The following is a 25,802-nucleotide window of genomic DNA, read 5'->3' as shown; positions in this document are numbered from 1 at the left end:
CATGCACCCCTCACGACGTGCGCTGCTGGGCGCCGCGCTGATCACCGCTGCTGCGAGCGCACTCGCGCAAGGCTCATGGCCTGAAAAACCGATCACGATGATCGTGCCCTTTCCGCCCGGCGGCGTCGCCGATACCGTGGCGCGGCCAGTTGCCGAAGCCTTGTCACGCGAGCTCAAGCAGCCGGTCATCGTCGAGAACAGGGCCGGCGCCGGTGGCGCGGTCGGCATCGGCTACGTCGCGCGAGCACCGGCGGACGGTTACACAGTGCTGATGAGCCTGTCCTCCATCTCCATCCTTCCGGAAGCCGACGTCATCCTGGACCGCAAGCCCGCTTACCAGATGAGCCAGTTCAAGCCGATCGCGCGCTTTACCGCCGATCCGACCGTACTGGTCGTGCGCGCGGATGCGCCATGGAAGACGCTCGCCGACTTTGTCGCGGACGCACGCGCCAAGCCCGGTGCCTACAACTACGGGAGCTCCGGCAACTACGGCACCATGCATGTGCCGATGGAAATGCTGAAGAACGCCGCAGGATTTCGCATGACGCACATTCCTTACACCGGAGCGGGTCCGGCGGTCGTTGCGCTTCTCGGAGGCCAGGTCGATGCGGTCGCGAGCGGACCGTCCACGGTGGTGCAGCAGATCAAGGGCGGCAGACTGCGCGCGCTCGCGCATTGGGGCGATCAGCCGCTGGCGGCGCTTCCGGATGTGCCGAGCCTTTTACAGTCCGGCTACAAGGTGAAGTTCGCGCAGTGGTCGGGGCTCTTCGTTCCTGCGGGAACGCCCGAAGACATCGTTCGCAAGCTCAGGGCCGCATCTGCAAAGGTTGCAGCGGACCCTGCCGTCGCGCAAGTGATCGAAAAGGCGGGAAGTCCGATCGCCTATCTGGATGCGCCAGAGTTCCAGACCTACTGGAATGCGGATGCAAGCGCCATGACAGAGGCTGTGCGAAAGATCGGCAAGGTCGAATGACCCTTCGAAAATCGGCGAAAAAAGGCGGCCCAATGGCCGCCTTTTTGTTGTGCGCCGGCCATCTTGTGAATACCGATGCGAGATTCTCACCTCTTCAGTGTTTATTCGTAAGCCGGCAGCACGGCTCAAGCGTTGCAAACCCATAGAAATAGATCTTCAAGATATATGGAAAGCACCGACAGCCGCACGCGACGAAACCGGACAGGTTACGCTGGTGTGGACGCGTGAGCATCTTGTGCATCTCGTGCGGGAGGTCCGCCATGCGCGTCATGCGGACTTGGAAATTGCGATTGATCGAGGTTCGTGCAACTTTTACTCTGAACTTTCCAACTTCGTTGTGGTTCTTATCCGAAAAGCAATTTGCTGGACGCGTTCTTTGTTCTATGCTTTGAGCGAGTTCCTGCTTGAGGAGTTAATCCAAAGCGTGCACACATCACCTGGCACCATTCCTGCGAACGATGCAACGTGTGCAGCACGGAGACTCCGGGCAGCGCCCCGCTGACTCGATGGAGGTGTCTATGGATGTCATCAGTAACTTCGCCGCTCGTTACGAGCGTACGCGCGAAGAGGTCCTGTCCCTGCAGGAATATCTTGAGGTCTGCAAGCGGGAGCCCATGGCGTACGCCACCGCGGCCGAGCGCATGCTCGAAGCCATCGGCGAGCCCGAACTGGTGGACACTCGAAACGACCCTCGCCTGTCGCGAATCTTCGCGAACAAGGTGATCAAGATCTACCCTGCGTTCCGCGAGTTCTACGGCATGGAAGATGCCATCGAACAGGTGGTGTCGTACTTCCGGCACGGCGCGCAGGGCCTCGAGGAAAAAAAGCAGATCCTCTATCTGCTTGGCCCCGTGGGCGGCGGCAAGAGTTCCATCGCGGAGCGTCTCAAGCAGCTCATGGAACACGTGCCCTTCTACTCCATCAAGGGCTCGCCGGTGAATGAATCGCCGCTCGGTCTCTTCGATGCGTCGGAAGACGGCGAGATCCTCGAGAAGGAATACGGCATCCCGCGCCGCTACCTGCAACGCATTCTGTCGCCATGGGCGGTGAAGCGGCTCGAAGAGTACGGCGGGGACATCCGCAAGTTCCAGGTGGTCAAGCGCTACCCCTCGGTGCTGCGGCAGATCGCGGTCGCCAAGACCGAGCCTGGCGATGAGAACAACCAGGACATCTCGTCGCTGGTCGGCAAGATCGACATCCGCAAGCTGGAGGACTACGCGCAGGACGATCCTGACGCCTACGCCTACTCCGGCGGCCTCTGCCTCGCCAACCAGGGCCTGCTCGAATTCGTCGAGATGTTCAAGGCGCCCATCAAGGTGCTGCATCCGCTGTTGACGGCCACCCAGGAAGGCAACTTCAAGGGCACTGAAGGCTTCGGCGCCATTCCGTTCGACGGCATCGTGCTCGCGCACAGCAACGAGAGCGAGTGGAAGGCCTTCCGCAACAACAAGAACAATGAAGCGTTTCTCGATCGGATCTACATCGTCAAGGTGCCGTACTGCCTGCGTGTGTCCGAAGAGATCAAGATCTATGAGAAGCTGGTGCGCAACTCATCACTGGCGCATGCGCCCTGCGCGCCTGGAACGCTACGCATGATGGCGCAGTTCTCGGTGCTCACGCGCCTGAAGGAGCCCGAGAACTCCAGCATCTTCAGCAAGATGCAGGTCTACGACGGCGACAACCTGAAGGACACCGACCCCAAGGCCAAGTCCATTCAGGAGTACCGCGACTACGCGGGTGTCGACGAAGGCATGAGCGGTGTCTCGACACGCTTCGCGTTCAAGATCATCTCGAAGGTCTTCAACTTCGACAGCAGCGAGGTCGCGGCGAATCCGGTGCACCTGATGTATGTGCTCGAACAACAAATCGAGCGCGAGCAGTTCGCGCCCGAGACCGAGCAGAAGTACCTGTCGTACATCAAGGAGCTGATGGCGCCGCGCTATGCGGAGTTCATCGGCAAGGAGATCCAGACGGCGTACCTCGAAAGCTACTCGGAGTACGGCCAGAACATCTTCGACCGTTACGTCACCTACGCCGACTACTGGATCCAGGACCAGGAGTACCGCGACCAGGACACGGGAGAAGTCTTCGACCGTGGATCGCTCAACGCAGAACTGGAAAAGATCGAAAAGCCCGCGGGCATCAGCAATCCCAAGGACTTCCGAAACGAAATCGTCAACTTCGTGCTGCGCGCGCGCGCCGGCAATGCAGGCAAGAACCCGCTGTGGACCAGCTATGAAAAGCTCCGCACGGTGATCGAGAAGAAGATGTTCTCGAACACCGAAGAGCTTCTGCCGGTCATCAGCTTCAATGCCAAGAGCAGCGCCGACGAGCTCAAGAAGCACGAGGATTTCGTCAATCGCATGGTGCAGAAGGGCTACACCGCCAAGCAGGTGCGTCTGCTGTGCGAATGGTATTTGCGCGTACGCAAGAGTTCATGATGAGTTGAAGAAGGAGGTCTGGCGTGGCAATGCTGCAGCAGATCATCGACCGTCGGTTGTCAGGCAAGAACAAGTCCATCGGCAACCGCGAGCGTTTCCTGCGGCGCTATCGCGAGCAGATCGGCGAAGCCGTGCGGCGCGCGGTCAGCGGCCGCGGCATCCGCGATCTCGAGCAGGGCGAGGACATCACGCTCCCCAAGCGCGATGTGTCGGAGCCTGTGTTCGGTCACGGCCAGGGCGGCGACCGTGAATATGTGCATCCGGGCAACAAGGAGTACGTCAAGGGCGATCGCATCGAACGGCCGCAGGGCGGCGGCGGCTCTGGCAGCGGCTCGCAGGCCGGTGACGGCGAAGGCGGCGAGGACGATTTCGTCTTCCGCCTGACAAAGGAAGAGTTCATGCGGGTCTTCTTCGAAGACCTCGCCCTGCCCCATCTGGTTCGCACGCAGCTGGCCGAAGTCCCCGAGTGGAAGAGCCATCGGGCTGGCTTCGTAAGCGACGGCAACCCGAGCAACCTGCATGTCGTGCGCTCGATGCGTGGCGCGCTGGCGCGACGCATCGCGCTCGGCGGCGACTCCCGGCGCGAGATCCGCGAACTCGAAGCGCACCTGCTTCATCTGCAGCGCAGCCCCCGTGTCGCCGATGCCCTCGTGCAGCGTGAAATCCGCGAAACCGAAGCCAAGCTCGAAGAGTTGCGCAGCAAGGCCAAGCACGTGCCTTTCCTCGATCCGATCGACCTGCGCTATCGCAATCGCGTGCGGGTGCCGGTTCCTTCCGCCAAGGCGGTGATGTTCTGCCTGATGGACGTCTCGGGTTCAATGGACGAGTCGCGCAAGGACATGTCCAAGCGCTTCTTCATGCTGCTGTACATGTTCCTGACGCGGCACTACGAGAAGATCGACCTGGTCTTCATCCGCCACCACACACAGGCTGCCGAAGTCACCGAAGAAGAGTTCTTCCACGCGACGGAGACGGGCGGCACAGTCGTTTCGAGCGCACTGACGCTGATGCTCGACATCGTTCGGGCGCGCTATCCGAGCAGCGAATGGAACATCTACGGTGCGCAGGCCAGTGACGGCGACAACTGGCACCAGGACAGCGGCCGTTGCCGCGAACTCCTGAGCGAACACCTGTTGCCGCTGGTGCGCTACTACGCCTATGTGCAGGTTGCCGAAGCCGAACAGAACATGTGGGAGGAATACAGCCAGCTGATCGACTCGCACAAGAACTTCGCGATGCGCAAGGTTTCCGACGCGCAGGACATCTATCCGGTGTTCCGCGAGTTGTTCAAGAAAGAAAGAGGACCGGCGTGAACGAAAAGACACGAACGCCCTTGCCCAGTCCTTCGGACTGGACTTTCGAGCTGATAGAGCAATACCACGGCGAGATCGCCCGGGTGGCGCGCGGCTACAAGCTGGACACCTACCCCAACCAGCTCGAGATCATCACCGCCGAGCAGATGATGGACGCCTATGCCTCAGTGGGCATGCCGGTCATCTATCGCCACTGGTCATACGGCAAGCAGTTCATCTCGACCGAGAAGAACTATCGCCGCGGCCACATGGGACTGGCCTACGAGATCGTCATCAACTCCGATCCGTGCATCGCCTATCTGATGGAAGAGAACACCATGGCGATGCAGTCGCTGGTGATCGCCCATGCCGCCTACGGCCACAACAGCTTCTTCAAGGGCAACTATCTCTTCAAGATGTGGACGGACGCGTCCTCGATCATCGACTATCTCGTCTACGCGCGGCACTACATCAGCGAATGCGAGGAGCGCCATGGGGTGTCGGCGGTCGAAGACCTGATCGACTCCTGCCATGCGCTGATGAATCACGGGGTCGACCGCTATCGCCGTCCTCAACGGCTGTCCCTCAGCCAGGAACAGGCACGCCGCGAGGAACGCGAGCATCACCTCCAGCAACAGGTGAATGACCTCTGGCGCACGCTGCCCAAACGCGCCGGCCGCACCGCCGAGGAAGAAGAAGCAGCCAAGCGCTTCCCGGCAGAGCCGCAGGAAAACCTTCTCTACTTCATCGAGAAAAACGCACCATTGTTGGAGCCTTGGCAACGCGAAGTGGTGCGTATCGTGCGCAAGATCGGGCAGTACTTTTATCCGCAGCGGCAGACGCAGGTCATGAACGAGGGCTGGGCAACCTTCTGGCACTACACGCTGCTCAACACGCTCTATGACGAAGGCCTGCTGGCGGACGGTTTCATGATGGAGTGGCTGCAGTCGCACACCAACGTTGTCTTTCAGCCGCCGATCGGCCATCGGGCTTACAGCGGCATCAACCCTTATGCGCTCGGTTTCGCGATGTACACCGATCTGCGGCGCATCTGCGAGAAGCCGACCGAAGAAGACAAGCGCTGGTTCCCGGACATCGCTGGATCCGACTGGCAGACGTCGCTCGACTATGCGATGCGCAATTTCAAGGACGAGAGCTTCATCGGGCAGTTCCTGTCGCCCAAGCTGATGCGGGACTTCCGCTTTTTTGCGGTCAGCGACAAAGAAAGCGAATCCGAGCTCGAGGTGTCGGCCATCCACGACGACAGCGGCTACCGCCAATTGCGCGAATCGCTGTCACGCCAGTACGACCTGAACCATCGCGAGCCCAACATCCAGGTCTGGAGCGTGAACCTGCGCGGCGACCGCTCTCTCACGCTGCGCCACACGCAGCACAACAACCGTCCCCTGCACGACGACTCGCAAGAGGTGCTCAAGCACGTCGCGCGGCTGTGGGGCTTCGACGTACACCTCGAAAGCGTCGACAGCCAAGGCCGGATCAGCCACCGGAAAGTGTCGGGGCCGCAGGCGGCTTGAGGCAGTTGCTCAGCGCGGAAGCTTCAGCTTGGCGCGGGCGGCCAACGCCGACTCGCGCGCATGGCAGCCTTCGACGTGATCGTTGACCAGGCCCATCGCCTGCATGAATGCATAGACGGTCGTCGGGCCGACGAAGCTCCAGCCGCGCTTCTTCAGGTCTTTCGACATCGCGATCGACTCGGCGGATGTGGTCATCTCTCGCAGCGCGTCATGCGTGATGCGCTTCGGCCGCGTCGCCACATCCGGCTCAAAGCGCCACGCGTAGGCCGCGAGAGAGCCGAATTCCTCTCGCAGTTCGATCACGCGCTTGGCGTTGTTGATGGTTGATTCGATCTTGCCGCGATGCCGCACGATGCCAACATCGGCCAGCAGGCGCTCGATGTCCTTGGCGCCAAAGCGCGCCACGCGCTCGGCATCGAACTGCGCAAAGCCGCGCCTGAAGGCTTCGCGCTTGTTGAGAATCGTCAGCCAGCTCAAGCCCGCCTGAAAGCCCTCGAGGCACAGCTTCTCGAAAAGCCGGCGATCGTCCGTGACCGGAAAGCCCCACTCGCTGTCGTGATAGTCCTGGTAAGTCTGGGTCGATTCGCACCAGCGGCAGCGCAGGGTGCCATCGGGTGCCTCGAAGAGCCCTGCTTGCGTGCTCATCAGGCGGCGGCGCTCACGCGCACCAGCGCTTCGATCGCGAGCGGATAGCCCTTCACGCCGAACCCGACGATGATCCCGCGCGCGGCTGGCGAGATGTATGAGTGATGCCTGAATTCCTCCCGCGCATGCACGTTCGAGATATGAAGCTCGACAAGCGGAACGCTCGCCCCCTTGATCGCATCGTGCAACGCCACGGACGTGTGTGTGTAGGCGCCCGGGTTCATCACCACGCCGAGCATGCGGCCAGCGGCGACCTCCCGACCGGCTTCATGGATCCAGTCGATGAGCATGCCTTCGTGATTGCTCTGGCGGCACTCGATCTCCACACCGACCTTGGCCCCCGCTTCCTGGCACATCCGCTCGACATCCGCGAGAGTTTCGTGCCCGTATTGCGCAGGCTCACGCGTTCCGAGCAGATTGAGATTGGGGCCATTGAGGACGAGGATCTTTATCATGGCCCGTTTTTATCAGGTGTCGCAGCGCTCTACCACCAGTGCCAGTGCTACTGAACCTCTGGCCCTGGCCTCTGGATCCGCGGTAAAACACGCCATGCTGAAAACACTGGACCCCCTGCTCGGCGCCGACCTGCTTTACCTGCTGGCCTCGATGGGCCATGGCGACGAGATTGCCGTCGTCGACGCCAATTTTCCGGCAGCGGCTTGTGCGCGCAGGCTGGTGCGCATGGACGGCTGCGCCGCCGTGCCGGTGGTTCAGGCCGTGCTGAGCATTTTGCCGATCGACGATTTTGTCGACGCGCCGCTCGCCACCATGGCGGTGGTCGGGTCACCTGACGAAGTCCCGGACATCGTGCGCGAATTTCAGACGGCGGCCGAACAGGCGGAGGGCCGCGCGCTCAGCGCCGAATCGCTGCCTCGCGAAAGTTTCTATGCCAGAGCCCGCGAAGCCTTCGCGATCGTGCAGACCGGGGAAACGCGCCTGTACGGCAATGTGCTTTTGCGAAAAGGCGTCGTACGCGCAAAAGCCCAGGCTTGACCATGCGCATCGATTCGCACCAGCACTATTGGTCGCCGGCCTTTGGCGACTACGGCTGGCTGGAAGACACGCCTGCGCTGCACCCGATCCACCGAGATTTCGCCCCGGCCGATCTCGCACCCTTCCTCGATGCGGCCGGCATCGAAGGCACGGTGCTGGTGCAGGCGGCGCCGACAGAGGCCGAAACGTGGCGCCTGCTGACGCTGGCCGCTGACCCGGCCAGCCGTGTGCGCGCAGTCGTAGGCTGGACGGATCTTGCGGCGGCAGACGCGCCCCAGCGCATCCGCCGACTTGCGCAAGCGCCCTTGTTCAAGGGATTGCGTCCGATGCTGCAGGACTTGCCTGATGCGCAATGGATTCTCGACGCGCGCCTCGGACCGGCGATCCAGACGATGACGGAGCTTGGTTTGCGCCTGGACCTCCTGATCAAGCCTCACCAGATCGGACCCGCATTGGCGTTCGCGCAGCGCCATCCCGAGTTGCCGATGGTGATCGACCATGCCGCCAAGCCGGACATCGCACACGGCCAGTTCGAGTCTTGGGCCGGCGACATGGCGGAATTCGCGCGGTCCACGCCCGTTTTCTGCAAGCTTTCGGGCCTCGCTACAGAGGCCGCACCCGGCTGGGGCACGGTCACACTGCGCCCGTACGTTGATCATCTGCTTCGGCATTTCGGCCCCTCGCGGCTGATGTGGGGCAGCGATTGGCCGGTGTTGAACCTCGCAGGCAGCTATCCAGCGTGGATGGGGGCCACGCTCGAATTGCTCGACGCCCTTTCGCCTGCCGAACAGGATCAGATCCTGGGTGCGAATGCGGCGAAGTTCTATGGCATAAAGTGACGCATCGGGGACGTCCCCGCATCTTCACTTTTCCTGTCTTGCCATGAAAACCAAAGCCGCCGTCGCGTGGAAATCCGCCGCGCCCCTGACCATCGAAACCGTCGACCTCGAGGGCCCCCGCTTCGGCGAAGTGCTGGTCGAAATCAAGGCCACGGGCATCTGCCACACCGACTACTACACGCTCTCCGGCGCTGACCCGGAAGGCATCTTCCCCGCCATCCTCGGCCATGAGGGCGCAGGCATCGTGGTCGACGTCGGCCCCGGCGTCACCACCCTCAAGAAGGGCGACCACGTCATCCCGCTGTACACGCCGGAATGCCGCCAGTGCAAGTTCTGCCTGTCGCGCAAAACCAACCTGTGCCAGCTCATCCGCGGCACGCAGGGCAAGGGCCTGATGCCTGACGGCAGCAGCCGCTTCAGCATCGACGGCAAACCCATCTTTCACTACATGGGCACCAGCACCTTCAGCAACTACACGGTGGCGCCCGAGATTTCGCTGGCCAAGATCCGCGAAGACGCACCCTTCGACAAGGTCTGCTACATCGGGTGCGGCGTGACCACCGGCATCGGCGCGGTGATCTTCACGGCCAAGGTCGAAGCGGGCTCGAACGTTGTGGTCTTCGGTCTCGGCGGCATCGGCCTGAACGTGATCCAGGGCGCCAGGATGGTTGGCGCCGACAAGATCATCGGCGTGGACCTGAACCCCGCGCGCGAGGCAATGGCACGCAAGTTCGGCATGACGCATTTCATCAACCCGAAGGACACGCCCAATGCGGTGGACGCCATCGTGCAGCTCACCGATGGGGGCGCCGACTACAGCTTTGAATGCATCGGCAACACGCAGGTGATGCGCCAGGCGCTCGAATGCACGCACAAGGGTTGGGGCCGAAGCATCATCATCGGCGTGGCCGAAGCGGGCGCGGAGATCAGTACGCGGCCGTTCCAACTCGTCACCGGCCGCAAGTGGGAAGGCTCGGCCTTCGGCGGGGCGCGCGGACGCACCGATGTGCCGAAGATCGTCGACTGGTACATGGAAAACAAGATCAACATCGACGATCTCATCACGCACACCATGCCGCTGGAAGACATCAACAAGGGCTTCGACCTGATGAAGCGCGGCGAATCGATTCGCGGAGTCGTTCTTTACTAGTCGGGCAAGGAGCACGGCCATGAAGCGCATGGAGGCACTGCACCAAATCAGGGCCGGTGCGCTCGACGTCGCCTGTTTCGAGGCCGGCCCCGCTGACGGCCCGCCGGTGCTGCTCATGCACAGCTTTCCCTACGACATCCACAGCTATGTGGATGTCGCACCGATGCTGGCCGACGCGGGCTGCAGAGTGATCGTTCCGTATCTGCGCGGCTATGGCGCCACTCGATTCACAAGCGATGCGACCCCGCGTTCGGGCGAGCAGGCCGCCCTGGGAGCGGACTTGCTGGCGCTGCTCGATGCGCTGCGGATCCCGCGCGCCGTACTGGCAGGCTACGACTGGGGCGGCCGCGCGGCATGCGTAGTGGCCGCGCTGTGGCCCGAACGCTGCGCGGGACTGGTCTCCTTCAACAGCTACAACATCCAGGACATCGCGAAGGGCATGGTGCCCGACACAGCGGAAAACGAATACAGGCTCTGGTACCAGTACTACTTCCACAGCGAGCGTGGGCGCGCGGGACTCGCGGGCGATCCGCGCGGCATCGCACGGCTGCTCTGGAAGCTCTGGTCGCCGACCTGGCAGTTCGACGATGCAACCTTCGAACGCAGCGCGGCAGCGTTTGATCATCCTGACTTCGTCGAGGTCGTGATCCACTCGTATCGCCATCGCTTCGGACTGGTGCCGGGAGATCCTGCATACGCGGACATCGAAGCCCGACTGGCAAAGCAGCCGCCGATTGCCGTGCCCACCATCACCTTCGACGCCACCGACGACGGCGTTCGCGCTGCGGCCGATGCGTCGGCGCACGCGAGCCACTTCACGGGCTCTCGATCGCACCGCGTCGTGTCCGGCGTCGGCCACAACATGCCGCAAGAAGCGCCGCGCATATTCGCCGACGCGCTGCTCGAACTCGCACTCCCACTCAAAAAATGACCGACAGCCTGAAGACTCTCTCTGAACACCGTTGCTTTGGCGGGGTGCAAAGCTTTCACGAACACCCGTCCCGCGAGATCGGCCTGCCGATGCGGTTCTCGACTTTTCTGCCGCCGCAGGCGGAACGCGGTCCGGTGCCGGCGCTTGTCTATCTTGCCGGCCTGACCTGCAACGAGGAAACCTTCATGGTCAAGGCGGGCGCGCAGCGCGTGGCCGCTGAACTCGGGCTCGCTCTCATTGCACCGGACACCAGCCCAAGAGGACCGAAGGCAGAAGGCATCGAAGGCGCGTCTTCGAGTTGGGACTTCGGCATCGGCGCCGGTTTCTATCTCGACGCGACGTCCGCTCCATGGGCCGAACACTGGCGCATTGAAAGCTGGCTGATGAACGAGCTGCTGCCTCTGGCAACGCAGGCGCTGCCCATCGATGTGAAGCGCATCGGCATCTTCGGCCACTCGATGGGCGGACACGGCGCGCTCACGCTCGCGTTGCGGCATCCCGGCCGATTCAAGTCGCTTTCGGCGTTTGCGCCGATCTGCGCACCGAGCCAATGCCCGTGGGGCGAAAAGGCGTTCAGCGGCTACCTCGGGGAGGATCGCGATGCGTGGCTCGCCCATGACGCATCGGCACTGATGCAATCGCAGACCGAGCCGCCCTTCCCCGGCGGCATCCTCATCGACCAGGGGCTTGCCGACAAGTTTCTCGCCGAGCAGTTGCATCCGCATGTGTTCGAGGCCGCCTGCCGCGCGGCCGGCCAGCCTCTCACGCTGAGGCGCCATGAAGGCTATGACCACGGCTATTACTTCATCCAGAGCTTTGTCGCCGAGCACCTCGCGCGCCACGACAAGTTGCTGCGAGCCTGAGCGGCTTCCTGAATGAACGACAGCCTTCACCCGCTACCCGAACGCGAGCAGATCGCGCTGCTTCAACCCTTCGAAGGCCTTGGCCTTCGGGACATCAGGGTGGTCGCCACGCAGCAAGACGCCGAAGCCGCGGCCACCGCGCTCCTGGCCAGTCGCGTCGTGGGCTTCGACACCGAATCGAAGCCGACCTTCGCGAAGTTCGAAGTCTCCAGCGGGCCGCACGTCGTGCAGTTCGCGACACCGTCCGAGGCATGGCTGTTCCAGCTGCACCGCACCGAACTGCATGGCGTGCTCCGCGAGTTGCTGGCCTCGGCGGATCTGCTGAAGGCCGGCTTCGGGCTCTCCAGCGACTTGAGCCTGATCCGTCAGCGGCTGGACATCGAGCCTCGTTCCGTGTTCGACATCGATTCGGAATTCCGCCGCCGCGGTTATCGCAAGTCCATTGGCGTGAAGACCGCAATCGCGCTTGTCTTCGATCAGCGCTTCGTCAAGTCGCGCAAGGCAACCACTTCGAACTGGGCCAACCGGCAGCTCACCGATGCGCAGCTGCGCTATGCAGCCAACGACGCCTATGCGGCAATCCGCGTGTTCGATGCCCTCGGGTTGCGCCAAGGCGCTTGAGCGAAGCCAGAGAGCCAGCCAAGCCAGCCGAGGGAACGTAAAGGTGCTGCGCCGGCTCAATGGCGCAGGTCATCTCTCTTTATGATGGCGGCCTCTTCTTGCAGAAGTAACAAGTCGTGTCCATGGTCCAACTGGCTCTGCGTCGTCCATACACCTTCATCGTGATGGCGATGCTGATCGTGTTGGCCACTCCATTCGTGCTGCTGCGGATGGCGACCGACATCTTTCCGGAAATCAACATTCCGGTCATCAGCATCATCTGGAACTACGGCGGCCTGCCGGCGCAAGAGATGGGGCAGCGCATTTCGGGCCAAACCGAGCGCGGGCTGACGACGACAGTCAGCGACATCGAGCACATCGAATCGCAATCCCTGGCCGGCGTGTCGGTCATCAAGGTGTTTTTCCAGCCGACCGCGAGCATCGAGACTGCCATTGCGCAGGTCGTCGCTTCGATGCAGACGCAGGTGCGCCAGTTGCCGCCGGGCATCACGCCGCCGCTGGTGATCAAGTATTCGGCATCGAGCATTCCGGTGGTTCAGCTGGCGTTGTCCAGTCCCACCAGGGCCGAGAACGCGCTGTTCGACGCCGCCATCAACCAGTTGCGGCCGCAACTCATCACGGTGCCGGGCGCGGCGGTTCCTTTTCCGTACGGTGGCAAGAACCGGGTGATCTCGGTCGATCTCGACACGCAGGCGCTGCAGGCGCGCGGCCTCTCGCCGGCCGACGTCGTCAATGCGGTCAACGCGCAGAACCTCATCCTGCCCTCGGGGACCGTCAAGTTCGGTGCCACCGAATACAGCGTGCGCATGAACGGTTCGCCCGAAGCCATCGCGGGCCTCAATGATTTGCCGGTGCGCACCACGGGCGGCGCCACGACCTACCTGCGCGACGTGGCCTATGTGCGCGACGGCTTTTCGCCGCAAACCAATGTGGTGCGACAGGACGGCGTGCGCGGCGTGCTGCTGTCGGTGCTCAAGAACGGCGGCGCCTCGACGCTGGACATCGTCTCCAACATCCGCGCCCTGTTGCCGGCCGCTGCGCAAGGAATGCCGGCGGACATCAAGGTGACGCCGCTGTTCGACCAGTCGGTCTTTGTCAAAACCGCAGTGAAGGGGGTTGTGTTCGAGGCCCTCATCGCCGCGGCGCTGACTGCGGCGATGGTGCTGCTCTTCCTCGGCAACTGGCGCAGCACGCTGATCATCGGGCTGACCATTCCGCTGTCGATCCTGGCGTCGATCCTCGTGCTCTATGCCTTGGGCCAGACGCTCAATCTGATGACGCTCGGCGGCCTTGCGCTCTCCGTCGGCATTCTGGTCGACCAGGCGATCGTGACCATCGAGAACATCGAGCGCCACCTGCACATGGGCACGGAACTGAACGAAGCCATCCTCGTCGGCGCGGGCGAAATCGGGCCGGCGGCATTCGTCTCGACACTGTGCATCTGCATCGTCTTCGTGCCGATGTTCTTTTTGTCGGGCGTGGCGCGATTCCTCTTCGTGCCGCTGGCGGAGGCCGTCGTGTTCGCCATGCTGGCGTCCTACCTGCTCTCGCGAACGCTGGTGCCAACGCTCGTCATGCTGCTGATGGGCGGCGTCCATGCCAAGGCGGCCGCCGACGCGAACCCGAGCATGCTGCAACGCGTCTACAGGAGCTTCGACGCGCGGTTCGAGCGAGTACGCCGCGCCTATACGCTGGTGCTCTCGGCGGTGCTGTCCCGCCGCAACCGCTTCATTGCCCTCTTCCTGGGCTTCTGCCTGCTGTCGTGCCTGCTGTATCCGGTGCTCGGCCGGGACTTCTTCCCGAGTGTGGATGCAGGCCAGATCCGCCTGCACATGCGCGCGCCGACCGGTACCCGCATCGAGGAAACGGCGCGCCTTGCGGATCAAGTCGAAGCGGTCATCCGCGAACTGGTGCCCCACGACCAGCTGGAGACCATCCTGGACAACCTGGGCGTGCCCAACAGCGGCATCAACCTGTCCTACAGCAACGCCGGCACCATCGGGACGCTCGACGGCGAGATCCTGCTTTCGTTGCGCGAAGGCCATCGCCCCACCGAGGAATTCGTATCGCTGCTGCGTGCCGAATTGCCCAAGCGTTTTCCGGGTACGGAGTTCTTTTTCCAGCCGGCGGACATCGTCACGCAGATTCTCAACTTCGGCTTGCCAGCGGCCATCGACGTGCAGTTCAGCGGCAACGACCTCAACGGCAATGCAGCACGCGCGGCGGAGTTGGTGAAGGCCATCCGGCAGATCCCCGGCGCAGTCGATGCCCACGTCCATCAGCGCCTGGACGGACCAGGTCTCAATCTGCAGATGGATCGGACGCGCCTACAGCAGTTCGGATTGACCGCGGCCAACGTCGGGCAGAACGTGCTGATCGCGCTGTCCGGCAGTTCGCAGACGGCGCCGGCCTTCTGGCTCAACCCTCAGAACGGCGTGGTCTACAGCGTTGCGGTGCAATCGCCCCAATACACGGTGGACTCCCTCGATTCCCTGCTCAACATTCCGGTGGCGTCCGGCTCGGGTGGCGCGGGGAGCGGCGCGCCTCAATTGCTCGGCAATCTCGTCGACGCGCAAGCGGGCCGGCAACCGGCGGTCGCATCGCGCTACAACATCGCTCCGGTGATCGACGTCTATGTCAGCGTGCAGGGCACGGACCTCGCGAGCGTCGCTTCGAAGGTCAAAGCGCTGGTGGACGACATGCGGCCCAAGCTCTCGCGCGGCAGCCAAGTGACCCTTCGCGGGCAGGTCCAGACGATGCAGTCGTCCTTCATCGGCCTGGGGGTCGGACTGGCGATGGCGATCGTGCTGGTCTATCTGCTGATCGTGGTGACCTTCCAGTCGTGGATCGATGCGGCCATCATCATCACGGCGCTGCCGGCTGCGCTGGCCGGCATCGCATGGATGTTGTTCATCACGGGCACCACGCTCAGCGTGCCGGCGTTGACCGGCGCGATCATGACCATGGGCGTGGCGACCGCCAACAGCATCTTGTTGATCGCATTCGCGCGAGAGCGATTGGCGGCAGGCATACCGCCGTTGTCGGCCGCACTCGAAGCGGGCGCGACGCGCATCCGTCCGGTGCTGATGACGGCGCTGGCGATGATCATCGGYATGATCCCGATGGCGCTCGGCCTCGGCGAAGGCGCCGAGCAGAACGCGCCACTGGGCCGCGCAGTGATCGGCGGCCTGCTCTTCGCGACGGTGTCGACACTCTTCTTCGTGCCGGCCGTCTTCGCAGAAATCCACAGCCGCCGCGCTCATCGCCAGGCGGCGCGCCAAGCCACACCACCTTCGCTCGGGGCCGAGCCCCAGGAGACCTGACCCCATGACGGAGCAACGCCACGCGGCACTGGGCATCCACCCCATCGCCGCCGACGAAGACGGCGATCACCACGAGTTGCCCCGCAGGCGCCAGATCGTCCGGCGCACGCGCATCGCCGTGCTGATCGTGCTGGCGCTTCTCGCCATCGGCGCAGCGCGGATCGTGTTCGTTCGCATGAGCAATGCGCGCGCACTCGAAATAGGCACCGCCGAGCGCGCAGCCCAATACGTCAAGACTGCACTGCCCCAGACACCCGCCGCCGGCCAGACACTCGCGTTGCCGGGCACCTTGCAAGGCTATGTGCAGTCGCCGATTTCGGCGCGCGCCAGCGGTTACCTACGCCGGTGGACCAAGGACATCGGCAGCCATGTCGAAAAGGGCGATCTGCTCGCGGAGATCGAAACCCCCGAGATCGACCAGCAGCTTTCGCAGGGCATCGCCGCGCGCCAGCAAGCCGCGTCCAGTCTCGACCTGGCGAAGAGCACCGTCGCGCGTTGGGAAAACCTGCGCAAGAAGGATGTGGTTTCGCAGCAGGACCTTGACGAACGCCGCAGCGCCCTCGCGCAGGCCACCGCCAACGTCGCGGCGGCGGACGCCAACGTCCAGCGCCTGAAGCAGACCGAAGGATTCAAACGCGTGCTGGCGCCCTTCGCCGGAATGATCACGCGGCGCAATGTCGACGTCGGCGACCTGATCGACGCGGGCAGCGGGCGGCCCTTGTTCCTGCTCGCGCAGACCGACCCGTTGCGCGTCTACATCAACGTGCCGCAAGCCTATGCGCAACTCATCAAGGCGGGACAGCCTGTGATCGTCACGCAAGCCGAACTGCGCGACCAACGCTTTCAGGGCGAGGTGGCACGGACGTCGGGCAGCATCGACAGCGCCACGCGGATGATGCAGGTCGAGGTCTCGCTGCCCAACAAGGACGGCGTCTTGCTGCCGGGCGCTTACGTGCAGGTGTCGCTGCCGCTTGCCGCGAGCAAATCACTGACGATTCCGGCCAACGCGCTGCTCTTCAGGGCCGAAGGCACCCGGGTTGCGGTCGTCGATGCACAAGGAAAAGTCCACCTGCGCCCGATCAATCTCGGACGCAACTATGGCGAGACCGTGGAAGTGCTCGATGGAATCTCGGGCACCGATCGGCTGGTGCTGAATCCTGCCGACTCGCTGGCCGAAGGCGACGTCGTCGTGGTGGCCAAGGAACCAGCGTGATGTTCGTGCGAGCCGCGCTGATCGCGCTGGCGGTTGCAGCCGTGGCTGGATGCGCCGTCGGGCCGGACTACAAGAAGCCATCCGTCGACGTGCCCGTGAGCTGGCAAGTCGAAGAACCATGGCGGCAGGGGACGCCTAGCGATGCATCCGACAAGGGGCCGTGGTGGGAGCGCTTCGGCGATGCGCAGCTCAATGCGCTCGAACAGAAGGCGCTCGCTGACAGCCCCACGCTCGCCGCATCCAATGCGAGGCTTGCGCAGGCCCGCGCCACGCTCGCAGGGAGCGAGGCCGCCCGCTATCCACAACTGGGTGTCGGCACGCGCGCCCAGCGGTTCAAGATTTCGGCCAACCGTCCTTTGACCAACTATGCGGTGCCGAACCTGTCGACGGTGCAGAACGATTTCAACGTGATCTTCACGGCCAGCTATGAAGCCGATCTGGCAGGGCGCGTGCGGCGATCGGTCGAAGGCGCAACGGCATCGGCTGCGCAATCGGCGGCCGACCTCGAAAACACGCGACTGCTGCTCACGACGGATCTCGCATCGAGCTACTACAACCTGCGATCGACGGACATCGAACTCGACGTGCTGGCGCGATCGATCGAGCTTCAGCGGCGAGCGCTCCAGTTCGTCACTGACCGGCATGACTTGGGCGCGGTGTCGGGTCTGGACGTCGCGCAGCAGCAGGCGCTGCTCGACAACACGCTCGCGCAGGTCGACACGCTGAAAAAGCAGCGCTCGCAATTCGAGCATGCGATTGCCACGCTGACCGGAACGCCGGCGCCTTCGTTTTCCATTGCCGCGGACGTGAAGCCGCTGGCACCACCGGCGATTCCGATCGGCGTTCCCTCGGACGCGCTGGAGCGCCGTCCGGACGTCGCGGCGGCGGAACGCGCCATGGCCGCCGCCAATGCGCAGATCGGCGTTGCGACGGCGGCCTTCTATCCGAGCGTGATGTTGCTGCCCACGGGCGGCGTGGACAGCAGCACGCTCGCCACGCTCTTCGACGCAAGAAGCCTGCTCTGGTCGCTCGGCGTCTCGGCAACGCAGACGATCTTCGACGGCGGGCGCATCCGGTCGAATGTCGATTTCACTCGCGCGGGGTATGACGTCACCGTGGCCAGCTACCGGCGCATCGTGCTCACCGCGATGCAGGAAGCGGAAGACGGCATCACCGGCCTCGCATCACTCGACCATGCGTCGACGCAGGCTTTCACTGCCGTCGAAAGCGCGCGACGCGTGCTGGACATGGCCTCCACCCGCTACCAGGGCGGCGCCACGACTTTCCTCGACGTCATCACAGCGCAGCAGGCTGTGCTCTCGACGGAGCGCCAGGCCGCGCAGATCATGGGGCAGCGCATGCAAACCTCGGTGTTTCTCGTGAAGGCGCTGGGCGGCGACTGGTGCGGCGTCGAGCCGCGCGGTTCGGCCGGCTCTAAAACAGACTGCCCTGCCCCGCTGCGCCAGGTGGTCGGAACGCGCTGAGGTCAAGCACGATGCGGTCGCGATTGAACCCGATGCGGGCCGTCGCCTTTTCGAACCGCTGACGAATCAGGTCCGCCCACAGTCCGCTGCCCTTCATGCGCGTGGCGAAATCGGCGTCGTAGTCCTTGCCGCCGCGCATTTCGCGGATGCGCGCCATGATCCGGTCCGCGCGCTGCGGGTAGTGCAGTTCGAGCCATTGCTTGAACAACGGCGCGACCTCCCATGGCAGCCGGACGACCGTGTAGAAAGCGCAGCGCGCGCCGGCATCCCAGGCGGCTTCGAGAACCTGTTCCATGTCTTCGGTCACGAAGGGAATCTGCGGCCCCACGCTCACGCCCACCGGAACGCCCGCTTCGGCTAGCGTGCGCACGGTGCGCAAGCGCCGATGCGGCGCGGCGGCGCGCGGCTCGAGCTTGCGCGCGACCTCGCCATCGAGCGTGGTGATGGTGACGTACACCGCCGCCAGATGCTCGGCCGCCATGGGTGCGATCAGGTCCAGGTCGTGCTCGACCGCGCTCGATTTCGTGACGAGGCCGAATGGATGGTGCGTCTCCTTCAGCAATTCGATGACCGAGCGCGTGAGCCGAAGTTCGCGCTCGATGGGCTGATAGCAATCGGTCGCAGTGCCGATCGCAAGGTGGCTGGGCCTGTAGCCCTTGCGGCCCAGCTCGCCGCGAAGCACCTCGACGATGTTGCGCTTGGCGATCAGCTTGGTTTCGAAGTCGAGTCCCGGCGAAAGATTGAGATAGCTGTGCGTGGGCCGGGCGAAGCAGTAGATGCACCCGTGTTCGCATCCCCTGTACGGATTGAGCGAACGGTCGAACGGAACGTCCGGGGAATCGTTGTGGCTGAGCACCGACTTGACGTCCTCGAAGCGGACCTCCGTGGCGAGCGGAGGCAATGCGTCTGCCTCGGCGGCGCCCTCTTCCAGAGTGCCCCAGCCATCGTCGAACGCATTGCGCGCGTCGCGCTCGAACCGATGCGCAAGGTGCGTGGCCGCACCTCGGCCCTTGAGGGCATGAAGAGGGATGATGGTGTCGGTCATGGCGGCGCCCCCGAAGTACTGTATGGACAAACAGTATTTCACCATTTCAAGATTGCCGCAGCAAGCGCGTGTGTGGCGGCCACAAGCACGTCACACGGCGTAAGCTCTGGCCCTCCCGCCCTGCGTGTCCAACGATGCCTCGCCGCCCTGAAAACCTCTATCCGCAATACCACGCGCACATCTATTTCGGCCCCGCAACGGTCGCGCAAGCGAAGCAGTTGGCCGAGGATGCCGGGCGCAGTCTGCTGGTCGTGGTCGGCAGGGTGCACGAGCGGCTCGTCGGTCCGCACCCGCACTGGAGTTGCCAGCTTGCTTTCGACGCTGCCGAATTCGACGAAGTAATCGGCTGGCTGGACGAGCACCGCAACGGGCTCGATGTGTTCGTCCACGGCGTCACCGGCGACGACTACACGGACCACACGGCGCACGCGATGTGGCTCGGCAACGAGTCGCCGCTCGATCTGCGCATGTTCCGCAAACCGGCGGACTGAACCCGGCCCACAAGCAACAGCGTTTCAGCGCCCCTGCGGGCGGGCTTTCGATCGCCTTGTCGCGGCGGCTTTACGTCCGACCCGCAAAAATATCTAGTACTTAATATTTAACAAAAGATACACTCCGACGCGTCTGAATACGAAATGTTCCATTTTTAAGCAACAAGAGTCGTGTCTCAATGAACCGTATCTATCGCCTCGTCTTCAATCGCTCGACGGGAAGCCGTCAAGCTGTCTCCGAACTCGCCCGGACATCCGGTCCCGGCGGTTGCGCAACCGGAAGCGCTGCCAGCGCGGCCTTCGGCGCCGCGGGAGCCGCCGTCCTGATGGCGGTCACCGCCCTGGCGCCTACCGCGCATGCGGATACCAACCTGCTCGTCGGCGCTGGTGGCGCAGGCGGCATTTCGAGCACCAATGCGGGGAACGGCGGCGCCGGTGGCATCGGTGGCGGAGGCGGTGGTGGATCGGGTGGTGCGATCGCCGGCGGCGCCGGCGGCGGTTTCGGCTCGGGCGGCGGCGGCAATGGATTCGTCATTGGCGGTGACATCGGAGTGCCCGGCAATGGCGGCGCCAATGGCGCTGGCGTCACCGGCGGCAACGCGTTGGTGGGCGACACCGTCCAGCCCAACTCTTTGACCTTGACCGGCACCACCGACGTGACCGGCTCCGTCTGGGTCGGCGGGGGTGGCGGCGGCGGGAGCGGCGGCGGGGGGACGACGCCTGGTGCCGTCGGTGGGGCCGGGTCGAATGGCGTCCTCGATGTGAGCGCTGGCGCCGTCCTGAATGTCGCCGGTGCAATCAACCTCGGCGGCTCAGGCGGCGGCGGCGGCGGCAGCACGCCCAATGGGGGAACAGGTGGCATGGGCGGCGCGGGCGGCAACGGCACGTTGTCGATCAGCGGCACGGTCAATGCCTCGGGTGACGTGAACTTTAGCGGCGTTCAAGGCGGAAACGGTACGAGCGGCATCGCCGGTGTCGGCGGTGCGGCCGGCACAGGCAATCTGACGATCAACACAGGCGGAACCCTGCAGATCGGAACCGGCGGCAGCACCGGCTCGCTGAACGGCGACGTGACGGACAACGGACGGTTGGTCTTCAATCGGTCTAACGCATACGACTACGCAGGCGTAGTTTCAGGCAGCGGCAGCCTGGTGCAGCAGGGCACGGACGTCTTGACGCTGAGTGGCAACAACACCTATGGCGGCGGCACGACCGTCAACAGCGGCGTGCTTCAGGTCAGCGCCGACAACAACCTCGGCGCTGCGACCGGTGGCCTCGCGATCGACAACGCCACATTGCGCTACGGGTCCGGCTTCGCCAGCGCACGCGCAGTGACGATGGGCGCGGATGGCGGCACCTTCGACACCAACGGCAACGACGCTTCGCTCAACGGCGTGATCAGCGGCGGCGCTCTCACCAAGACCGGTGCTGGCGCCCTGACCCTGTCTGGCAACAACACCTATAGCGGCGGCACCGTGCTGAACGCCGGAATACTGCAGGTGTCCTCGGACAGCAACCTGGGCTCGACCGGCCCCGACGCCGGCCTGACCTTCGATGGCGGCACCTTGCGTCTGCCGGCGCCTCTTCCGCTGCCGGCCGTGAACCCGCCGCCCTTCGTTTCGGCGCGTGACATTGCCGTGAACGTCAACGGCGGCACCATCGATGTGAACGACAGCCAAGGCAATATCTTCAGCGGGAAACTCAGCGGAGGTGGCACCCTGACACTGAAGAACGGCGGATCGAACACTGGAGATCCGACGCGCCTGACGTTGAGCAGCAGCAACAACACCGCATTCACGGGCGCCATCCAGCTTGGAACGAGCGGTCAGGTCGGCCGCATCAATGTCGAGGTGACAGGCTCGGGCACGCTGGGCACGAACAGCAACCTGGTCGATATCTACAACAACAGCGAACTCGACTTCAACGGTGGCGGTGCCAGCGCCGGCAACCTGAAAATCACGACCCACGTCAGCCCCAACAAACTGGGGCTCAATTCCGGCGTCACCTTCTCGAACGGCGCCAGCGCGGGGACGGCCACAATCATCAACGCAGCGGGTAGCGCGTTGATCCTCTTCCGGGATGCCACGGCAGCCGCGTCCACCCTGGTCAACGGCACCGACTCGCGCATCTATTTTTTGGGCACCAGCACGGGCGGCAGCGCGGCGATCGCCAACAACGGCGGGCGCGTTTACCTGCAGGACTCCTCCGATCTCAGCGGAGCAGCCATCGCCAATGCCGTCGCGGGCACTGTGAATATCAGCGAAGCGACAAGCGGGATCTCGATCGGCGAGCTTTCCGGCGACGGGAACGTCGTGCTCGGCGGCAAGGTCTTGACAGTCGGTGCGCGGGGCACCAATAGCACGATCGGCGGAGTCATCTCCGATACTGGCCCAGGGTTCGTCGACAAGGACGGAGGTGTGTACAACCCCCCGGTCACTGCGACCGGAGGCTCGCTCGTCAAGACGGGCGCCGGCACGCTGACCCTGACGGGCGTCAACACCTACAACGGCGGCACGACGGTCAACGGCGGCGTGCTACAGGTCAGCGCCGACAACAATCTCGGCGATGCGGCCGGTGGGCTTGCGCTCGACAACGGCACGTTGCGCTACGGAGCGGGCTTCGCCAGCGCGCGCGCAGTGATCATGGGCGCGGGCGGCGGCACCTTGGACACCAACGGCAATGACGCTGCGCTCAGCGGCGTGATCAGCGGCGGCGCTCTCACGAAGGCCGGCGCCGGCACCCTGACCCTCGCGGGCGCCAACACCTACAACGGCGGCACCACTGTCAATGGCGGCGTGCTTCTGGTCGGCGCAGACAACAACCTCGGCGCTGCGACCGGTAGTCTTGCGCTCGACAACGCCACATTGCGCTACGGAGCCGGCTTCGCCAGCGCACGCGCAGTAACGATCGGCGCGGGTGGCGGCACCTTCGACACCAACGGCAATGACGCTTCGCTCAGCGGCGTAATCAGCGGCAGCAGCCTCACCAAGACAGGCGCCGGCACCCTGACCCTCGCGGGCGCCAACACCTACAACGGCGGCACCACCGTCAGCAGCGGCGTGCTTCAGGTCAGCGCAGACAACAACCTCGGCGCTGCGACCGGTGGTCTTGCACTCGACAACGCCACATTGCGCTACGGAGCCGGCTTCGCCAGCGCACGCGCAGTGACGATCGGCGCAGGCAGCACCTTCGACACCAACGGCAATGACGCTTCGCTCAGCGGCGTGATCAGCGGCAGCAGCTTCACCAAGACAGGCGCCGGCACCCTGGCCCTCGCGGGCGCCAACACCTACAGCGGGGGCACGACTGTCAAAGCCGGCGTGCTTCAGGTCAGCGCAGACAACAACCTCGGCGCCGCGACCGGTGGCCTGGCGCTCGACAACGCCACGTTGCGCTATGGGTCCGGCTTCGCCAATGCACGCGCAGTCACGATGGGCGCGGGTGGCGGCACCATCGACACCAACGGCAATGACGCTGCGCTCAACGGCGTGATCAGCGGCGGCGCTCTCACGAAGGCCGGCGCCGGCACCCTGACCCTCGCGGGCGCCAACACCTACAACGGCGGCACCACTGTCAATGGCGGTGTGCTTCAGGTCGCCGCGGACAACAACCTCGGCGATGCGGCTAGTGGGCTTGTGCTCGACAACGGCACGTTGCGCTACGGCGCCGGTTTCGCGAGCGCACGCGCAGTGGCCATGGGCGCGGGCGGCGGTACGTTGGACACCAACGGGAACAACTCTTCGCTCAATGGCGTGATCAGCGGCGGCGCTCTCACGAAGACTGGCGCCGGCACGCTAACCCTAACCGGCGCCAACACCTATAGCGGCGGCACGACCGTCAACGCCGGCGTGCTCCAAGTCAGCGCCGACAGCAACCTCGGCGCCGCGACCGGCGGACTTGCCCTGAACAACGCCACATTGCGCTACGGAGCCAGCTTCGCCAGCGCACGCGCAGTGACGATCGGCGCAGGCAGCACCTTCGACACCAATGGCCATGACGCTTCGCTCAATGGCGCAATCAGCGGCAGCAGCCTCACAAAGACAGGCGCGGGCACGCTGACCCTCGCAGGCGCCAACACCTACAGCGGCGGCACCGCTCTCCAATCAGGTCAGATCAACCTAGGCAGCAGCACCGCCCTGGGCACCGGCGCGCTCTCGATGGACGAAGGCACCACATTGGGCTTCACCGTCAACGGTTTGACAGTCGCCAATGCCGTGGTGCTCACCGGAATCACCGACCCCATCATCGACACAGGCAGCTTCACTGAAACGCTGACCGGCGCGATCTCAGGTGCCGGCGCCCTGACGAAGAACGGCAGCGGCACGCTGGTGCTCTCCGGCGCCAACAACTACAGCGGCGCAACGGCCGTGGCGGCAGGTACGTTGCGCGCGGGCGCGGCCAACGCGTTCAGCGCGACTTCGGCGCACACGGTGGCTTCCGGCGCGACGCTGGACACCGGCGGCTTCAGCCAGACCGTTGCATCCCTGACCAACAGCGGCACTGTCTCGCTGTTGGGCGCTGCGCCGGGTTCGACCCTGACCATCAACGGCGCCTATTCCGGCAATGCCGGCGTCATCCGCCTCGGAACTGCGCTGGGTGACAGTGGCAGCGTGACCGATCGATTGATACTGAACGGCGCAGGCGCCAGCGCGAGCGGCAAGACCACCGTGCAGATCACCAACCTCGGTGGCCTCGGCGCACGAACCGCGGGCAGCGGCATCAACATCATCAGCGCCCAGAACGGCGCGACCACGACCGCCCAGACGACCAAGGACGCATTCGCATTGGCAAACGGCCATGTCGACGCGGGCGCCTTCGAGTACCGGCTCTATGCCGCCGACAACAGTGGCGCAGGCGAAAACTGGTACTTGCGCTCCGACGGCGGCCCCGTCACGCCGACCACTGCGACGGGTGCTGCGGTCGCTCCCGCAGCGGCATCTGGGCCCGCATCCATAGCGGCAACGCCACTGCCGGCCTATCGCGCCGAAGTGCCTCTCTATGCTGCGCTGCCGAGCGTGCTGCGCCAAAGCGATCTCACGATGCTGTCGAACCTGCATCGCAGGATGGGCGACGAAACGGTCACGACCGAAGCTTCCGGCAGCACTTCCAATCGCCGCGGGTGGGCCCGTGTCATCGACGGGACCACCACCATCGAACAAAGCGGCATCACCGCGCCGGAAAGCAATGCCAGCACGCAAGGAGCGCAGGCCGGCGTCGACCTTTACACCGACACCATCTGGCATGCCGGGTTGTATGCCGGCCACCTGCGCGCCGACGCCCATGTGGACGGCTTCTACGGCCTGAACTCCCTCAGCCGCGGCTATGCCGGCAATCTGCGCGCGGATACCACCTATCTGGGCGGCTACGCCACCTATGCCAATCCGCAGGGACAGTACGCCGATTTCGTGCTGCAGTACGGCCATCAGGACATCACGGGCACGCCCCCGCTCGGCTTCGCGAGCGACAGCAGCGGCAACAGCGTGACCGCGTCAGCCGAAGTGGGCCAGCGATTCGCACTAGGCAGCGGCTGGGGAGTCGAGCCGCAGGCCCAGTTGATCGTCAACCGCCAGGCGCTGGGGAATGCACGGATCAGCGGCGCGGTCGTGGACCAGGACACGGCCACAGCGGTGATCGGGCGCATCGGCGTGCGCATCACCGGCGACTACACCACCGGCATCGGTCGACTGCAGCCGTACGGACGACTCAACGTCTGGCATGGCTTCGGCGGCACCGATACGACCAGCTTCATCGCTCCGGTCGCGACCACGCCGATCTCCAACGAAATCGGCTACACGTCCACCGAGGCGGCCATCGGCTTCACCCTCGGCCTGACGCCGGCGACCAGCGTGTACGGCGAACTCGGCAAGCTCTTCCACTCCGGCGGGGACACGCGAGTGAGCTCCTCGGTGCAGGGATCGATCGGCCTGAAGGTGAAATTCTGATCTGCGGGTTCCGAATCCGGC

18 protein-coding genes are annotated in these 25,802 nt (G+C 64.3%); 15 read left to right on the top strand and 3 right to left on the bottom strand.

The annotated features are described in order from the left end of the window. The first annotated feature begins 1 nt into the window (after nt 1). The 4 genes from AC1DSF_RS18070 to AC1DSF_RS18055 all read left to right on the top strand — a co-directional run bounded on the left by AC1DSF_RS18070 (nt 2) and on the right by AC1DSF_RS18055 (nt 6,241). On the top strand, nt 2-973 hold the full coding sequence (locus AC1DSF_RS18070) for a tripartite tricarboxylate transporter substrate binding protein (protein ID WP_478125815.1): 972 nt from the start codon (nt 2-4) through the stop codon (nt 971-973). A 518-nt stretch (nt 974-1,491) separates the two neighbouring features. Further along, nucleotides 1,492-3,414 (top strand): PrkA family serine protein kinase, encoded by a 1,923-nt coding sequence (locus AC1DSF_RS18065; protein WP_478125814.1) that lies wholly within the window; start codon nt 1,492-1,494, stop codon nt 3,412-3,414. A 29-nt stretch (nt 3,415-3,443) separates the two neighbouring features. Then, nucleotides 3,444-4,727, top strand: coding sequence for a YeaH/YhbH family protein (locus AC1DSF_RS18060; protein WP_478125860.1), 1,284 nt, complete (start codon nt 3,444-3,446; stop codon nt 4,725-4,727). After that, entirely contained in the window at nt 4,613-6,241 is a 1,629-nt protein-coding gene (locus AC1DSF_RS18055; RefSeq protein WP_478125859.1) for a SpoVR family protein, read from the top strand. The genes AC1DSF_RS18060 and AC1DSF_RS18055 overlap by 115 nt, the downstream gene beginning before the upstream one ends. A 9-nt stretch (nt 6,242-6,250) precedes the next feature. On the opposite strand, the gene AC1DSF_RS18050 is transcribed toward AC1DSF_RS18055, so the two are convergent. Together AC1DSF_RS18050 and aroQ are read right to left on the bottom strand one after the other, a co-directional pair. After that, entirely contained in the window at nt 6,251-6,886 is a 636-nt protein-coding gene (locus tag AC1DSF_RS18050; RefSeq protein WP_478125813.1) for a DNA-3-methyladenine glycosylase I, read from the bottom strand. Continuing rightward, nucleotides 6,886-7,341, bottom strand: coding sequence for a type II 3-dehydroquinate dehydratase (gene aroQ / locus AC1DSF_RS18045; protein WP_478125812.1), 456 nt, complete (start codon nt 7,339-7,341; stop codon nt 6,886-6,888). Before aroQ ends, AC1DSF_RS18050 begins: the two co-directional genes overlap by 1 nt. Here aroQ and AC1DSF_RS18040 point away from each other — a divergent pair. From AC1DSF_RS18040 to AC1DSF_RS18000, 9 genes are all read left to right on the top strand, one after another. Further along, nucleotides 7,340-7,879 carry an RbsD/FucU family protein gene (locus AC1DSF_RS18040; RefSeq protein WP_478125811.1) on the top strand — a complete coding sequence of 180 codons (540 nt, stop codon included), beginning with the start codon at nt 7,340-7,342 and terminating at the stop codon, nt 7,877-7,879. The two genes, aroQ and AC1DSF_RS18040, sit on opposite strands and share 2 nt — an antisense overlap. A gap of 2 nt (nt 7,880-7,881) precedes the next feature. Further along, complete coding sequence (locus tag AC1DSF_RS18035; RefSeq protein ID WP_478183192.1) at nt 7,882-8,718, top strand: amidohydrolase family protein; 837 nt, start codon at nt 7,882-7,884, stop codon at nt 8,716-8,718. A 43-nt stretch (nt 8,719-8,761) separates the two neighbouring features. Beyond that, the gene (locus AC1DSF_RS18030; protein ID WP_478183191.1) at nt 8,762-9,868 is read left to right on the top strand and encodes an S-(hydroxymethyl)glutathione dehydrogenase/class III alcohol dehydrogenase; all 1,107 of its coding nucleotides are present in this window, start codon (nt 8,762-8,764) and stop codon (nt 9,866-9,868) included. Nucleotides 9,869-9,887: 19 nt separating this feature from the next. Continuing rightward, nucleotides 9,888-10,799: an alpha/beta fold hydrolase gene (locus tag AC1DSF_RS18025; RefSeq protein ID WP_478183190.1), complete on the top strand. Its 912-nt coding sequence runs from the start codon at nt 9,888-9,890 to the stop codon at nt 10,797-10,799. After that, nucleotides 10,796-11,662, top strand: a complete 867-nt coding sequence (gene fghA, locus AC1DSF_RS18020; protein ID WP_478125858.1) for an S-formylglutathione hydrolase — start codon at nt 10,796-10,798, stop codon at nt 11,660-11,662. The genes AC1DSF_RS18025 and fghA overlap by 4 nt, the downstream gene beginning before the upstream one ends. Before the next feature lie 12 nt (nt 11,663-11,674). Continuing rightward, the gene (locus AC1DSF_RS18015) at nt 11,675-12,283 is read left to right on the top strand and encodes a 3'-5' exonuclease (RefSeq protein ID WP_478125808.1); all 609 of its coding nucleotides are present in this window, start codon (nt 11,675-11,677) and stop codon (nt 12,281-12,283) included. A gap of 116 nt (nt 12,284-12,399) precedes the next feature. Then, a complete protein-coding gene (locus tag AC1DSF_RS18010) occupies nt 12,400-15,606 on the top strand; it encodes an efflux RND transporter permease subunit (protein ID WP_478183189.1) in 3,207 nt (1,068 codons plus the stop codon). A 4-nt stretch (nt 15,607-15,610) separates the two neighbouring features. Next, nucleotides 15,611-16,819 (top strand): efflux RND transporter periplasmic adaptor subunit, encoded by a 1,209-nt coding sequence (locus tag AC1DSF_RS18005; RefSeq protein WP_478183188.1) that lies wholly within the window; start codon nt 15,611-15,613, stop codon nt 16,817-16,819. After that, nucleotides 16,819-18,303 (top strand): efflux transporter outer membrane subunit, encoded by a 1,485-nt coding sequence (locus AC1DSF_RS18000; protein ID WP_478183187.1) that lies wholly within the window; start codon nt 16,819-16,821, stop codon nt 18,301-18,303. The genes AC1DSF_RS18005 and AC1DSF_RS18000 overlap by 1 nt, the downstream gene beginning before the upstream one ends. Here AC1DSF_RS18000 and AC1DSF_RS17995 read toward each other — a convergent pair. After that, nucleotides 18,254-19,348, bottom strand: a complete 1,095-nt coding sequence (locus AC1DSF_RS17995; protein ID WP_478183186.1) for a PA0069 family radical SAM protein — start codon at nt 19,346-19,348, stop codon at nt 18,254-18,256. The genes AC1DSF_RS18000 and AC1DSF_RS17995 overlap by 50 nt on opposite strands. Nucleotides 19,349-19,482: 134 nt before the next feature. Here AC1DSF_RS17995 and AC1DSF_RS17990 point away from each other — a divergent pair, with 134 nt between their 5' ends. Both AC1DSF_RS17990 and AC1DSF_RS17985 read left to right on the top strand, forming a co-directional pair. Next, the gene (locus AC1DSF_RS17990; protein ID WP_478125803.1) at nt 19,483-19,839 is read left to right on the top strand and encodes a DOPA 4,5-dioxygenase family protein; all 357 of its coding nucleotides are present in this window, start codon (nt 19,483-19,485) and stop codon (nt 19,837-19,839) included. A 179-nt stretch (nt 19,840-20,018) separates the two neighbouring features. Then, nucleotides 20,019-25,781: an autotransporter-associated beta strand repeat-containing protein gene (locus AC1DSF_RS17985; protein ID WP_478183185.1), complete on the top strand. Its 5,763-nt coding sequence runs from the start codon at nt 20,019-20,021 to the stop codon at nt 25,779-25,781. The last annotated feature ends 21 nt before the right edge of the window (nt 25,782-25,802 follow it).

The sequence above is a fragment of the Variovorax sp. 01N429 genome (genome assembly GCF_056399425.1).
This window is presented reverse-complemented; position numbering and strand designations above follow the sequence as displayed.

Bases quoted from the DNA above. Each gene is read 5' to 3' on its own strand.
- AC1DSF_RS18070 (WP_478125815.1), top strand. From the start codon at position 2: ATGCACCCCTCACGACGTGCGCTGCTGGGCGCCGCGCTGATCACCGCT.
- AC1DSF_RS18005 (WP_478183188.1), top strand. From the start codon at position 15,611: ATGACGGAGCAACGCCACGCGGCACTGGGCATCCACCCCATCGCCGCC.
- AC1DSF_RS18065 (WP_478125814.1), top strand. From the start codon at position 1,492: ATGGATGTCATCAGTAACTTCGCCGCTCGTTACGAGCGTACGCGCGAA.
- AC1DSF_RS18000 (WP_478183187.1), top strand. From the start codon at position 16,819: ATGTTCGTGCGAGCCGCGCTGATCGCGCTGGCGGTTGCAGCCGTGGCT.
- AC1DSF_RS18040 (WP_478125811.1), top strand. From the start codon at position 7,340: ATGGCCCGTTTTTATCAGGTGTCGCAGCGCTCTACCACCAGTGCCAGT.
- fghA (WP_478125858.1), top strand. From the start codon at position 10,796: ATGACCGACAGCCTGAAGACTCTCTCTGAACACCGTTGCTTTGGCGGG.
- AC1DSF_RS18030 (WP_478183191.1), top strand. From the start codon at position 8,762: ATGAAAACCAAAGCCGCCGTCGCGTGGAAATCCGCCGCGCCCCTGACC.
- AC1DSF_RS17995 (WP_478183186.1), bottom strand. From the start codon at position 19,348: ATGACCGACACCATCATCCCTCTTCATGCCCTCAAGGGCCGAGGTGCG.
- AC1DSF_RS18060 (WP_478125860.1), top strand. From the start codon at position 3,444: ATGCTGCAGCAGATCATCGACCGTCGGTTGTCAGGCAAGAACAAGTCC.
- AC1DSF_RS18035 (WP_478183192.1), top strand. From the start codon at position 7,882: ATGCGCATCGATTCGCACCAGCACTATTGGTCGCCGGCCTTTGGCGAC.
- AC1DSF_RS18050 (WP_478125813.1), bottom strand. From the start codon at position 6,886: ATGAGCACGCAAGCAGGGCTCTTCGAGGCACCCGATGGCACCCTGCGC.
- AC1DSF_RS18015 (WP_478125808.1), top strand. From the start codon at position 11,675: ATGAACGACAGCCTTCACCCGCTACCCGAACGCGAGCAGATCGCGCTG.
- aroQ (WP_478125812.1), bottom strand. From the start codon at position 7,341: ATGATAAAGATCCTCGTCCTCAATGGCCCCAATCTCAATCTGCTCGGA.
- AC1DSF_RS18025 (WP_478183190.1), top strand. From the start codon at position 9,888: ATGAAGCGCATGGAGGCACTGCACCAAATCAGGGCCGGTGCGCTCGAC.
- AC1DSF_RS17990 (WP_478125803.1), top strand. From the start codon at position 19,483: ATGCCTCGCCGCCCTGAAAACCTCTATCCGCAATACCACGCGCACATC.
- AC1DSF_RS17985 (WP_478183185.1), top strand. From the start codon at position 20,019: ATGAACCGTATCTATCGCCTCGTCTTCAATCGCTCGACGGGAAGCCGT.